12 protein-coding genes are annotated in these 12341 nt (G+C 65.1%); all 12 read left to right on the top strand.

Annotation, left to right across the window (positions count from 1 at the left end):
* Positions 1-58: 58 nt before the first annotated feature.
* The 12 genes from EN874_RS24775 to EN874_RS24720 all read left to right on the top strand — a co-directional run bounded on the left by EN874_RS24775 (position 59) and on the right by EN874_RS24720 (position 12111).
* Positions 59-658: a VOC family protein gene (locus EN874_RS24775; RefSeq protein WP_127427584.1), complete on the top strand. Its 600-nt coding sequence runs from the start codon at positions 59-61 to the stop codon at positions 656-658.
* A 138-nt stretch (positions 659-796) separates the two neighbouring features.
* On the top strand, positions 797-3091 hold the full coding sequence (locus EN874_RS24770; RefSeq protein ID WP_127427583.1) for a bifunctional salicylyl-CoA 5-hydroxylase/oxidoreductase: 2295 nt from the start codon (positions 797-799) through the stop codon (positions 3089-3091).
* Complete coding sequence (locus EN874_RS24765; protein ID WP_127427582.1) at positions 3088-3861, top strand: SDR family NAD(P)-dependent oxidoreductase; 774 nt, start codon at positions 3088-3090, stop codon at positions 3859-3861. Before EN874_RS24770 ends, EN874_RS24765 begins: the two co-directional genes overlap by 4 nt.
* Positions 3855-4319, top strand: a complete 465-nt coding sequence (locus EN874_RS24760) for a MarR family transcriptional regulator (protein WP_127427581.1) — start codon at positions 3855-3857, stop codon at positions 4317-4319. The genes EN874_RS24765 and EN874_RS24760 overlap by 7 nt, the downstream gene beginning before the upstream one ends.
* Positions 4316-5128: an enoyl-CoA hydratase family protein gene (locus EN874_RS24755; protein WP_127427580.1), complete on the top strand. Its 813-nt coding sequence runs from the start codon at positions 4316-4318 to the stop codon at positions 5126-5128. Before EN874_RS24760 ends, EN874_RS24755 begins: the two co-directional genes overlap by 4 nt.
* A gap of 231 nt (positions 5129-5359) precedes the next feature.
* Positions 5360-6508, top strand: a complete 1149-nt coding sequence (locus EN874_RS24750) for an acyl-CoA dehydrogenase family protein (protein WP_127427579.1) — start codon at positions 5360-5362, stop codon at positions 6506-6508.
* Between the two features lie 43 nt (positions 6509-6551).
* Positions 6552-6947 (top strand): RidA family protein, encoded by a 396-nt coding sequence (locus EN874_RS24745; RefSeq protein WP_127427578.1) that lies wholly within the window; start codon positions 6552-6554, stop codon positions 6945-6947.
* A gap of 147 nt (positions 6948-7094) precedes the next feature.
* Positions 7095-7823, top strand: coding sequence for a GntR family transcriptional regulator (locus EN874_RS24740; RefSeq protein WP_127427577.1), 729 nt, complete (start codon positions 7095-7097; stop codon positions 7821-7823).
* 167 nt (positions 7824-7990) lie between these two features.
* Entirely contained in the window at positions 7991-9130 is a 1140-nt protein-coding gene (locus EN874_RS24735) for an aminotransferase class V-fold PLP-dependent enzyme (RefSeq protein ID WP_127427576.1), read from the top strand.
* Positions 9131-9214: 84 nt separating this feature from the next.
* The gene (locus EN874_RS24730) at positions 9215-10000 is read left to right on the top strand and encodes an ABC transporter substrate-binding protein (RefSeq protein WP_127427575.1); all 786 of its coding nucleotides are present in this window, start codon (positions 9215-9217) and stop codon (positions 9998-10000) included.
* A gap of 111 nt (positions 10001-10111) precedes the next feature.
* A complete protein-coding gene (locus EN874_RS24725; protein ID WP_127427574.1) occupies positions 10112-10789 on the top strand; it encodes an amino acid ABC transporter permease in 678 nt (225 codons plus the stop codon).
* A 41-nt stretch (positions 10790-10830) separates the two neighbouring features.
* Complete coding sequence (locus tag EN874_RS24720; RefSeq protein WP_127427573.1) at positions 10831-12111, top strand: cysteine desulfurase-like protein; 1281 nt, start codon at positions 10831-10833, stop codon at positions 12109-12111.
* Positions 12112-12341 lie beyond the last annotated feature (230 nt).

Below are 12341 nucleotides of genomic sequence, written 5' to 3'. Positions count from 1 at the left end.
CGAACAGCGGGCCTCGGATGTGCAGGGAAGCAAAGTCAGCCCGCCAATGGAGGGTGACATGAACTACGCAGCAGGCGGCGCGATGCTCGCCGCAATCCTGTTCGGCTCGATGGGAGCGGCCTCGGCCGATTCGATCCCCGGCATGCGTGGGCACGACCATACCGGCATCACCGTGCCCGACACGAAGCAGGCCGTCGACTTCTTCACCGGCGTGGTCGGATGCAAGAAGGCGATGTCGTTCGGCCCGTTCGCCGACGACAAGGGCACCTTCATGCAAGACCTGCTCGGCGTCGATCCGAAGGCGGTGATCGAGGAGATCACCATGGTCTGCTGCGGCACCGGTTCGAACATCGAGCTGTTCAAATACACCGCGCCCGACCAGAAGGACCTGCAGCCGAAGAACAGCGACATCGGCGGCTTCCACATCGCCTTCTATGTCGACGACGTCGCCGCGGCGAAGACCTATCTCGACGCCAAGGGCGTGAAGACCAGGCTGGGACCATTGCCGGTCAAGGAAGGGCCGGCCGCCGGCCAGACCATCCTTTACTTCCAGGCGCCGTGGGGACTGCAGCTCGAAGCGATCAGCTATCCGCAAGGCATGGCTTACGAGAAGGGCGCCGAAACGGTGCTGTGGAGCCCCAAGGATCCGGCCAAGTGACCGGTTCCCGCGATGCGTCCAGGAATTGTTCAACTATAAAACTTTAAGCTTGAAATAATTTCCGGAAGGCGCGATACTGACAGTCGGGATCGCCTGGCCTTGCCGGCGACTCCCGATGCGAAGAGGAGATCGCAAGACATGAAGGTTGCGGTTCTCGGCGGCGGACCGGCCGGGCTCTACTTTGCCATCTCGCTGAAGCTGCGCGACGCCGCGCATGAGGTGACAGTCTATGAACGCAACCGCCCGGACGACACGTTCGGCTGGGGCGTGGTGCTGTCGGCCGAAACGCTGGACAACCTGACCAGGAACGACCCGGTCAGCGCGGTCTGGATCAAGAAGCATTTCGCCTATTGGGACGACATCGCCGTCATCCATGACGGCGTGCGCACGGTATCCTCCGGCCATGGCTTCTGCGGCATCGGCCGCAAGCGGCTGCTGATCCTTTTGCAGCGCAGGGCGCGCGAGCTCGGCATCAAGTTGATGTTCGAGACCGATGTCTCCGACCCCCGCCCCTTCATGGAAACGCACGACCTTGTAGTCGCGGCCGACGGGCTGAACTCCAAGTCACGCGCGGCTTTCGCCGATGTCTTCAAGCCCGACATCGACACCCGCAAATGCAAGTTCGTCTGGCTCGGCACGACGCAGAAATTCGACGACGCCTTCACCTTTATCTTCGAGAAGACGGAGCATGGCTGGGTGTGGGCGCATGCCTACCAGTTCGACAGCGAGACCGCGACCTTCATCGTCGAATGCAGCGAGCAGACTTGGGAGCGCTTCGGCTTTGGCCAGATGACGCAGCAGGAATCGATCGCGGTCTGCGAGCGCATCTTCAAAAAGCATCTTGGCGGCCATCCGCTGATGACCAACGCCAACCACATCCGCGGGTCGGCCTGGATCAATTTCCCGCGCGTGCTGTGCGAGCGCTGGTCGTATAAGAACCTGGCGCTGATGGGCGATGCGGCTGCGTCGGCGCATTTCTCCATTGGCTCCGGCACCAAGCTCGCGCTGGAAAGCGCTGTCGCGCTCGCCGACTATGTCGAGTCCGAGCCGGACCTCGAGGCGGCCTTCCGCAAATATGAAGACGCGCGCCGCACCGAAGTGCTGAAGCTGCAGTCGGCGGCGCGCAATTCGCTCGAATGGTTCGAGGAAGTCGAACGATATCTCGGGTTAGATCCGGTGCAGTTCAACTATTCGCTGCTCACCCGCTCGCAGCGCATCAGCCACGAGAACCTGAGACTGCGCGACGCCGAATGGCTGGCGGGCGCCGAGGAATGGTTCCAGCGCAGGGCCGGCGCGGACGGCAGAAGCTTGCGCCGCGCGCCGATGTTCGCGCCGTTCAAGCTGCGCGACATGGCGCTCAACAACCGCATCGTCGTCTCGCCGATGGCGCAGTACAAGGCCGTCGACGGCTGTCCGACCGACTGGCATTTTGCTCACTATGCCGAGCGCGCCAAGGGCGGCGCCGGCCTCGTCTATATCGAAATGACCTGCGTCAGCCCCGAGGGGCGCATCACGCCCGGATGTCCCGGCTTCTACAAGCCCGAACATGAGGCCGCGTGGAAGCGCCTGGTCGATTTTGTCCATGCCGAGACCGAGGCGAAAATCTGCGCCCAGATCGGCCACTCCGGCGCCAAGGGCTCGACCCGCCTCGGCTGGGAAGGAACCGACGAGCCGCTACCCTCCGGCAACTGGCCGGTGATGGCGCCTTCGGCCGTGCCGTGGTCGCCCGGGAACCAGGTGCCGAAGGCGATGGACCGCGCCGACATGGACGCTGTGCGCGACCAGTTCGTCGCCTCGGCGCAGATGGCCGAGCGCTGCGGCTTCGACATGCTGGAGATCCATGCCGCGCATGGCTACCTGCTCTCGGCGTTCATCACGCCGCTGACCAACAGGCGCACCGACGACTATGGCGGCTCGCTCGAAAACCGCATGCGCTATCCGCTGGAGATCTTCCACGCGGTGCGCGCGGTGTGGTCGGCGGGAAAGCCGATCTCGATGCGCATCTCGGCCAATGACTGGGTTGGCATCGAGGGCGTGACGCCGGCCGATGCCGTCGAGATCGCCAGGCTTCTGCATCAAGCCGGCGTCGACCTCTGCGACGTGTCGGCCGGCCAGACCACGATCGCCGCAAGACCTGTCTATGGGCGCATGTTCCAGACGCCGTTCTCCGACCGCATCCGCAACGAGGTCGGCATGGCGACCATGGCTGTCGGCAACATCTACGAGCCCGACCATGCCAACTCGATCCTGATGGCCGGACGCGCCGATCTGGTGGCGCTGGCGCGACCGCATCTCACCGACCCCTACTGGACGCTGCATGCGGCGGTCACGCTCGGCGACCGCGGCATCAAATGGCCGGATCCTTATCTGCGCGGGCGCGACCAGATCTATCGCCTGGCCGAACGCGAAGCAGCAGCGGGGCTGAAGGTATGAGCGCCGCTCCGGCAATCATGGGCAGGCACGCCCTGGTCACCGGCGGCGGCTCTGGCGTTGGGCGCTCGATCGCGCTGGCGCTGGCGGGTGCCGGCGTCACCGTCACCATCTGCGGCCGGCGCGAGGCCGCGCTGGCGGAAGTGGCCCGCGAAAACGACCGCATCTTTGGCATTGCCGCCGATGTCACCGACGAAGCGGAAATGGCCGCTCTGCACGAGAAGGCGGAAGCGGCGCGCGGACCGTTGGACATCGTGGTTGCCAATGCCGGCATGTCCGGCAGTGCCCCGGCGCACAGGATTTCGCTAGCCGACTGGCGACGCACGCTCGACGTCAACCTCACCGGCGCCTTCCTGACGGTGAAGCCGGCGCTGGCCGGCATGCTGGCGCGAAAGTCGGGCCGCATCGTCTTCGTCGCCTCGACCGCCGGCTTGAAAGGCTATGCTTATGTCGCGCCTTACGTCGCTGCCAAGCACGGCGTCGTCGGGCTGATGCGAGCGCTCGCAGCCGAGACGGCAAAATCAGGCATTACCGTCAATGCGGTGTGCCCAGGCTTCGTGGAAACGGACATGCTGGAAGAGTCCGTCCGGCGCATCGTCGAAAAAACCGGCCGCGCCGCCGACGAGGCGCGGGCGAGCCTTGCCGCGATCAATCCGCAAGGGCGTTTCGTCCAGCCGGACGAGGTCGCTGCGGCGGTGCTTTGGCTATGCAGCGACGCCGCGCGATCGATCACCGGACAGGCCATCTCAGTCTCCGGAGGCGAGACATGGTAGCCGGACCGACGTCCACTGGGCCGGGTAAGGACAGGCTGCGCCTATGGATACGCCTGCTGCGTGCTTCGCGCACCATCGAGGCAGAGCTGCGCGAGCGGCTGAAGAAGGAATTCGACACGACGCTGCCGCGCTTCGACGTGATGGCGGCACTCTACCGGTCGCCGGAAGGCATGCTGATGAGTGATCTGTCGCGCTTCCTGCTGGTGTCGAACGGCAACGTGACGGGCATCGTCGACCGCCTGGTTTCGGAAGGCCTTGTGATGCGCGCGCGCCGCAACGGCGACCGCCGCACCTCGATGGTGCGGCTGACCGAGGAAGGCTCAAAATCTTTCGCCGCGATCGCCGCCGCGCATGAGAGCTGGGTCGGCGAGCTGCTCGGCACTGTCAGCGATGACGAGGCGCGCCGTCTGACCGGCATGCTGAAATCGTTCCGCAGCAATTGGGAGGGACGCGAATGAGCGCCATGGCCAAGCTCAAGCCGAAACACTTCCTCTGGGAGGTCGAAGGCAAGGTCGCCAAGGTCCGGCTCGATCGGCCCGAGCGCAAGAACCCGCTCACCTTCGACAGCTATGCGGAGATGCGCGACACTTTTCGCGACCTTGTCTATGCCGACGATGTCGATGCCGTGGTCTTCCTGCCCAATGGCGGCAATTTCTGCTCGGGCGGCGATGTCCACGACATCATCGGGCCGCTGGTCAGAATGGACATGAAGGCGCTGCTTGCCTTCACGCGCATGACCGGCGACTTCGTCAAGGCGATGCTCAACTGCGGCAAGCCGATCATCTCCGCGGTCGACGGGGTAGCGGTCGGCGCCGGCGCCATCATCGCCATGGCCGCCGACATCCGCATCGCCACGCCCGAGGCAAAGACCGCCTTCCTGTTCACCCGCGTCGGACTCGCCGGCTGCGACATGGGCGCCTGCGCGATCCTGCCGAGGATCATCGGCCAGGGCCGCGCCGCGGAGCTGCTGTACACCGGCCGCACCATGGGTGCAGCCGAAGGCGAGCGCTGGGGATTTTATAACCGGCTGGTCGATGCGGCAGCGCTCGAAGCCGACGCGCTCGACATGGCGGCGCGCATCGTCTCCGGCCCGACCTTCGCGCATGGCATCACCAAGACGCAGCTCAATCAGGAATGGTCGATGGGCCTCGACCAGGCGATCGAAGCGGAGGCGCAGGCGCAGGCGATCTGCATGCAGACCGGCGATTTCGAGCGGGCGTACAAGGCGTTCGTGGCGAAGGAGAAGCCGGTGTTCGAAGGGAACTAGCGATGGACGCTTCTATGGAGATCTTGGCGGGACAGCGCCCCCCTCTGTCCTGCCGGACATCTCCCCCTCAAGGGGGGAGATTGGCAGCTTGCGCGCCGGCTCCTCTCCTGCGGCGCAGGCGATTGGCGAAAGCGGCAATGACGTCTGATCTCCCCCCCAGAGGGGGAGATGTCCGGCAGGACAGAGGGGGGCGCCGTAGAGCGCAAGGCTCGAAGCACTGCGGAGGCGCAAATGCCTGACCGTTCCTTCCTCTCGTGGCCCTTCTTCGAAGACCGCCATCGCCAACTCGCCGGACGCCTCGACGCCTGGTGCGCGAAGAACCTGCCGGTCGATCACCACGACGTCGACGCCGCCTGCCGCGCGCTGGTGGCGAGGCTTGGCCGCGACGGCTGGCTGAAGCCTACGGCGCTCGACCCGGACAATCCCGCACCGCTCGACGTGCGCACGCTCTGCATCACCCGCGAGACACTCGCGCACCATGATGGCCTGGCCGACTTCGCCTTCGCCATGCAAGGCCTTGGCACCGGCGCGATCTCGCTCTTCGGCACGCCGGACCAGCAGCGCTGGCTGGAGAAGACGCGAGCCGGTCAAGCGATTTCCGCGTTTGCGCTGTCCGAGCCGCGCTCAGGTTCGGACGTCGCCAACATGGAAATGACGGCGGTACGCGACTGCGACGACTACGTGCTGTCGGGCGAAAAGACGTGGATCTCCAATGGCGGCATCGCCGATCTCTATGTGGTCTTCGCCCGCACCGGTGAGGCGCCGGGCGCCAAGGGGATTTCCGCTTTCATCGTGCCTGCCGACACGAAGGGTCTGGGCATTGCCGAGCGCCTCGAGGTCATCGCTCCGCACCCGTTGGCGCGGCTTTCGTTCGACAATGTCCGCGTTCCGGTTTCCGCCCTGATCGGCAAACCCGGCGACGGCTTCCGCATCGCCATGTCGGTGCTCGACGTCTTCCGCTCGACCGTCGGCGCCGCTGCTCTCGGCTTTGCCCGCCGTGCGCTGGACGAAAGCATCAAGAGGGTGGCCGAACGGAAACTCTTCGGCGCGCCGATGGCCGAACTGCAGATGGTGCAAGGCCATATCGCCGACATGGCGCTGGACGTCGACGCCGCCGCCTTGCTCATCTACCGCGCCGCGTGGACCAAGGACATGGGCGCCGCCCGCGTCACCCGTGAGGCTGCGATGGCGAAACTGTTCGCCACCGATCGGGCGCAGGAAGTGATCGACAAGGCGGTGCAACTGCATGGCGGCGACGGCGTGCGCAAGGGCCATATCGTCGAGAGCCTCTATCGCGAGATCCGGGCGCTGCGCATCTATGAGGGCGCTTCCGACGTGCAGAAGGTGGTGATCGCCAGGCAAGTCATGGGAGCCGCGTGACACCATGCCCTGCGAACCGAATTTGAATTAGGGGAAGCTAGACATGCACACCATCCTGCAGCCGGAAGGCTGGGCCAAACCGATCGGCTACGCCAATGGCGTCGCGGCGCGCGGGCGGCTGGTTTTCGTCGGCGGCCAGGTCGGCTGGAACGCCGCGTGCAAATTCGAGACCGATGACTTCGTCGGCCAGGTGCGCCAGACGCTCGCCAACATTGTCGCGGTGCTGGCGGAAGCCGGCGGCGAGCCGCACCACATCACCTCAATGACCTGGTTTTTCACCGACAAAGGCGAGTATCTCGCCAACCTCAAAGGGATCGGCGAGGCCTACCGCGCCATCATCGGACGGCATTTTCCGGCAATGGCCGCCATGCAGGTGGTGGCGCTGGTCGAAGACCGGGCCAAGGTGGAAATCCAGGCTACGGCGGTTATTCCGGACTAACGTCCAAGATCAACGCGGGCGTTCGCGGCCACAGCCGCATCGCACCGGCTTGGCTCTTCCTACAATTTGTGATCAGATGATCACGCCTGCTTCGGCCGGCGTGTTTCACCTGTCTTCGCATAGGCTTTGTTGGAGGAAAACAAAAGCGTGGCTCTGGGCTTCGAACCGGTATCGGGACGCATCACCGTCCAGGATGGCGTCTATCAGCAGCTCCGCCATGCCTTGATGGTCGGAAGCTTCGATCCGGGGCAGGTGCTGACCATCGCCTCGCTGGCGGAAGCGTTCGGCACCTCCAACATGCCGGTACGCGAGGCCTTGCGGCGACTGGCGGCGGAGAACGCACTGGAAATCTCGCAGAACGGTTCGGCCTGCGTGCCGGTGGTGACACGGGCGCGGCTCGACGACCTTTGCCGGGCGCGCCTCGCCGTGGAAGGGCTGGCCGCCGAGCTTGGCGGACCGCGCCTTACCGCTGCCGAGATCGCCTCGCTGCAAAGGGTCACCGACGACCAGCAGGCGATCGGCCGCGACGGCAGCATCTACGAGCTGATCGCCAAGAACCAGCAGTTCCATTTCACCATCTATCGCGCCTCCGGCTCCGACGTGCTGTTCCAGCTGATCGAGACGCTGTGGCTGCGCTTCGGCCCTTATATGCGGCTGTTGTCCAACCATGTCGCGCCGCTGATGCGCGCCGGCACCATGGAACCCTCGGGCCGGCACGTCGCGATCATCGCGGCGCTGAAGGACAAGGACTTTGCGCGCGCCCGCGACGAGGTGGTGGCCGACATCACGGCGACCCAGATCACGCTGCGCGCCATCTGCCCCGATGTGCCAGAGCCCAAGACGGTCGACTTCACCGGTTTCGGCAAAGCTTCCTGATCTTCCTCAGCGTTGGGCTGACCCAAAGACCGAGAAAGTCCTGTCGCGGCCGCGCTGGACCAAAGCGATCGGCTGCTTTTTGTCACCTTACCGTTTTTCTTTAGCCTTAAAGGATTGATCCTCGCTCCGTTTTGTGATCACATGATCACAAGGGAGCGAGACAGAAGATGTCCGGCTATTTTCTCTACCACTCGATCGGCACTTTCCCCGGCAAAGCCGAGCAGATGGCTGCCGCGCTGGCGGATTTTTCCCGCGTCTGGTCAGCCGAGGACGACGGCCAGTGGCCGGCCGCGCTTGCCGCGCGGCAGCGCTTCATCGATGCCTGGACACGGCTGGTCGAGGCGCCGCAAGGTACGCTCACCACGGCCGAGAACGTCACCGCAGCGCTCTACAGCCTGATCGGCGCCCTGCCGACCGAGCGGCTGGCGGGGAAGCGGCTGCTGGTCGCCGCCGACTGTTTTCCGAGCCTGCATTTCCTGCTCGACGGGCTTGCCGAGCGTTTCGGCTTCACGCTCGACACCGTGCCGCTAAGGCCTGGCGAAAGCTGGGTGCGCGACGAGGATTTCGTTGCCCGCTGGCAGGAAGATGTCGGGCTGGCGCTCATCACCTTCGTCACCTCGACCGCCTCGCACCGCTGCGACGTCGAGCGGCTTGCCGCGCATGGTCGCGCCATGGGCAGCGTCGTCGGCGTCGACATCACTCAGGGCATCGGCGTCGTGCCGTTTTCGGTTGCCGCGACGCCGGTCGATTTCGTCGTCTCGACATCGCTCAAATGGCTGTGCGGCTCTTCCGGCGCCGGCATTTTGCAAGTCGCTCCCGACCTTCTTTCGACATGCCGGCCGGAGCTGCGCGGCTGGTTCAGCCAGCCGAATCCGTTCTCCTGGGATCTCGACGCCTTCACCTATGCCGCCGATGCGCGGCGTTTCGACCACGGCACGCCGGCGATTCTCGCGAGCGTCGCCTCGCTGCCGGGGCTGGAATGGGTGGAACGGACCGGCATCGATACGATCCGCGCGCAGAACGCGGCGCTCGTCGAGCGCATCGTCGGTGCCGCGCTGGACAATGGCTGGGCGGTCCGCTCGCCGCTCGACGCCCGCGAGCGCGGCGGCAGCGTCATGCTCGGCCTGCCGCAGCACGTCGAGGCGGCGAAGGTCGTCGCCGCGCTGCGCGACGAGCGGCTTTACTGCGATGCGCGCGGCACGACGCTGCGGCTGTCGCCCGGCATGGTCACGACAGAGGCGGCGGTCGAAACACTGATCGCCAGGCTGCAGCAGCATTTCGGCTCGCGGCGGCGCCGCGCATCCTGAATTCAGGCACCGCCTCGCCTGCGGCGCCCCGGGAGCTGGGCGCCGAAAGGGGCGGATGAGGAACCGAACCAGAGGGAAGCAAAAATGCTGAAACGTCTAGGACTGATTGTGGTGATCATCGCCGCCGGCGTCGCCTTCGCGGCCCCCGCCTTCGCCGACAAGATCATGGTGGGCGCCTATCCGGCCAACCCGCCATGGGAATACAAGACCGATTCCGGCGGTTTCGAGGGTTTTGAGATCGACGTCGCCAATGATGTCGCCAAGCGACTCGGTGCCGAGGTCGAGTTCCAGGACCTCGGCTTCCAGGCGCTGTTCGCGGCAACGGCTTCGGGCCGTATCGACTTCGCCGTGTCGTCAATCTCGGTCACCAAGGAGCGGCTGCAGAACCAGGGCTTCACCCAGGCCTATTACGACAGCGACGGCACCATCGTCGGCAAGGCGGATTCCACCATCAAGTCGCTCGACGACCTGAAGGGCAAGACCATCGGCGTCATCGCCGGCTCCACCGGCGAAGCCTACATGAAGGAAAACGCCGCCAAGCTCGGCGTCGCCGAGACCAAGAGCTACAACGCCCAGCAGGACCTTTTGCTCGACGTGCAGAACGGCCGCATCGACGGCGGCGCCGGCGAGCTCGCCGGCTTCCTGTTCGCCATCAAACAGATGCCGGCGCTGAAGATCCTGGTCCGCATCCCGACCGGCGAGCGCTTCGCGATGATGACCAAGAAGGGCCACCCGCTGCTGGAAAAGATCAACGACGCCATCAGCGGAATGAAGAAGGACGGCACCATGGCCGCCATCCACAAGAAGTGGTTCGGCGTCGATCCGGAGGCCGGGACCAGCACGGTGACGCCCGGACCGATCCCGCAATAAGCCGGCTAATCAAACGCCCTTGGAGGAGCGCCGGCGACCGGCGCTCCTCATCTCCAACCCCTTAGGCTGCGCGAACGCCGCAAGGTCTGACGCTGCCTTGACGGTGAAGCGATGGAACTGATCGATACCTTCTTCAACTGGGGCATCCTGGTCCGATCGTTTCCGATCCTCATCCGCGGGCTCGGCAACACCATCCTGCTCGGCTGCGCCGCGATCGTCTTCGGCACCATTGCCGGGCTGGCGATCTGCCTGGTGCGGCTCTATGCGCCGAAGCCGGTGAGACGGCTGGCGACGCTCTATATCGACATGTTCCGCGCGCTGCCGATCCTGGTGGTGCTGATCCTGATCTACTACGCCCTGCCCTTCATCGGCATCCGGCTGTCGTCCTTCGTGTCGGCGGCACTTGCGCTGTCGCTGGTGCTTGCCGCCTTCACCGCGGAAGTCTGCCGCGCCGGCATCGAGAACATCCCGAAGGGCCAGTTCGAGGCCGCTGCCGCGCTCGGCCTGCCGTTCTGGGTCGCCATGCGCAAGGTGGTGCTGCCGCAGGCGATCCGCGTCGTCATTCCGCCGCTCACCAGTAACTGCGTCTCCGTGTTCAAGGACACCGCGCTCGCCTCTGTCGTGGCGATGCCCGACCTCCTGAAGCAGGCGACGGACGCGCAGGCGCTGATGGCCAACCCGACGCCGCTGATCGGCGCGGCGATCATCTATCTCGCCTTCCTGTGGCCGCTGGTGCGGCTGGTCGGCTACCTCGAAGAGCGCGGCAAGGCCCGGTCCGGCGCGCGCTAACCTCCTCTCGAACTGACATCGACGACCTGAAGGAGACTCCCGTGAACCAGCACCAAGTTTCGAAAGCGCAGGAGAGCGCCGCTGCGTTCCCGGTCGAGAAGATCCGCGCCATGTTTCCCGCACTCCGGCAGGCCGGCGACTTCATCTTCATGGACAACGCCGCCGGAGCCCAGATACCGCAAAGCGTGCTCGAGGCGGTGACCAATCACCTGGTCGGGCACAACGTCCAGCGCGGTGGCCGCTATGGCCGCAGCGTCACCGTCGATCAGTCGGTCGCCGAGGCGCGCGAAAGCGTGGCGCTTTTGATCAATGCCTACAGCCCGTCCGAAATCTGCTTCGGCATGAACGCCACCTCGTTCATTCGCCTCGTCAGCCTCGGCATCGGGCAGATGCTTTCGGAACGCGACGAGATCGTCGTCACCGACATGGATCATGATGCCAACATCGCCACGTGGCTGGCGCTGGAACAGGCCGGCGCCAAGTTCAAATGGTGGCGCATGCGCGAGGACGGCAACCTCCATGTCGACGACCTCGAGCCGCTGATGTCGGACCGCACCCGCCTCGTCGCCTGCACGGTGACGGCGCATTCGATCGGCTCGATCGTCGATGTCGCTTCGGTGGCGAAGATCGCGCATGCGGCGGGCGCGGAAGTGTTCCTCGACTGCGTGCATTACGGCCCGCATGGGCTGATCGACGTGCAGGCCTGGGACTGCGACTATCTGGTCTGCTCCGGCTACAAGAACTTCTCGCCGCATATGGGCTTCCTCTGGGGCCGCTTCGAAACGCTGAAGCGGCTGCCGACCTTCCGCGAGGATTTCATTCCCGACGAGCCCCCCTACAAGGTCGAGGCCGGCACCTTCATCTACGAGAACGTGTCGGGCATGGACGCGGCCGTGCGCTATCTGGAAGCGGTCGGCCGCAATTTCCTGGCCCAGAACAACCGCTCGCGCCGCGACAACATCGTCGCCGGCATGAACGCCATCCGCGACTATGAGCTGATGCTGGCGCGCGAGATGCTGAAGGTGTTGAAGGCGTGCGGCGCCACCATCTACGGCGTCGCCGAGGAAGACCGCATCAACGAGCGCGTGCCGACCTTCTGCTTCAACATCGGCAATCTGTCGCCGCAGCGGATCGTCGAGGAGATGGCCGCCGTCCGGATCGGCATCCGCGACGGCCACATGTATGCGCCGCGGCTGATGAAGCGGCTCAACCTTTCCATGGACAGCGGCGCCATCCGCGCCTCGCTGGTGCATTACAACACGGTCGAGGAGGTGCACCGGTTTGGGGAAGCGCTGCGGGCGATTATCGCGAAGCTGTCGTGATCTGACGACCTTGGTCCGAGTCTGCACAGGTCATCGGGAGGGGCTACCTCCGCGTCGTCATCCACGGGCGGAGCAAGGAGCGAAGCGACGCGGCGCAGACCCGAGGATCCTGTGTGTTGATTCCCGTGTATGGTTTGAAGTGGGAAGGAGACCGAGTGGATCCTGGTCGTCCTTGCAGACAGGCCGTGGCATGGCCCGGTCCCTTCCCACCGGTGAACCATCAACCTGAA

This window comes from Mesorhizobium sp. M1D.F.Ca.ET.231.01.1.1 (genome assembly GCF_003999155.2).
GTDB lineage: Bacteria > Pseudomonadota > Alphaproteobacteria > Rhizobiales > Rhizobiaceae > Mesorhizobium.
This window is presented reverse-complemented; position numbering and strand designations above follow the sequence as displayed.

Excerpts from the sequence above, each read along its gene's own strand:
- EN874_RS24765 (WP_127427582.1), top strand. The coding sequence starts at position 3,088 with ATGAGCGCCGCTCCGGCAATCATGGGCAGGCACGCCCTGGTCACCGGC.
- EN874_RS24745 (WP_127427578.1), top strand. The coding sequence starts at position 6,552 with ATGCACACCATCCTGCAGCCGGAAGGCTGGGCCAAACCGATCGGCTAC.
- EN874_RS24750 (WP_127427579.1), top strand. The coding sequence starts at position 5,360 with ATGCCTGACCGTTCCTTCCTCTCGTGGCCCTTCTTCGAAGACCGCCAT.
- EN874_RS24730 (WP_127427575.1), top strand. The coding sequence starts at position 9,215 with ATGCTGAAACGTCTAGGACTGATTGTGGTGATCATCGCCGCCGGCGTC.
- EN874_RS24760 (WP_127427581.1), top strand. The coding sequence starts at position 3,855 with ATGGTAGCCGGACCGACGTCCACTGGGCCGGGTAAGGACAGGCTGCGC.
- EN874_RS24770 (WP_127427583.1), top strand. The coding sequence starts at position 797 with ATGAAGGTTGCGGTTCTCGGCGGCGGACCGGCCGGGCTCTACTTTGCC.
- EN874_RS24755 (WP_127427580.1), top strand. The coding sequence starts at position 4,316 with ATGAGCGCCATGGCCAAGCTCAAGCCGAAACACTTCCTCTGGGAGGTC.
- EN874_RS24725 (WP_127427574.1), top strand. The coding sequence starts at position 10,112 with ATGGAACTGATCGATACCTTCTTCAACTGGGGCATCCTGGTCCGATCG.
- EN874_RS24735 (WP_127427576.1), top strand. The coding sequence starts at position 7,991 with ATGTCCGGCTATTTTCTCTACCACTCGATCGGCACTTTCCCCGGCAAA.
- EN874_RS24775 (WP_127427584.1), top strand. The coding sequence starts at position 59 with ATGAACTACGCAGCAGGCGGCGCGATGCTCGCCGCAATCCTGTTCGGC.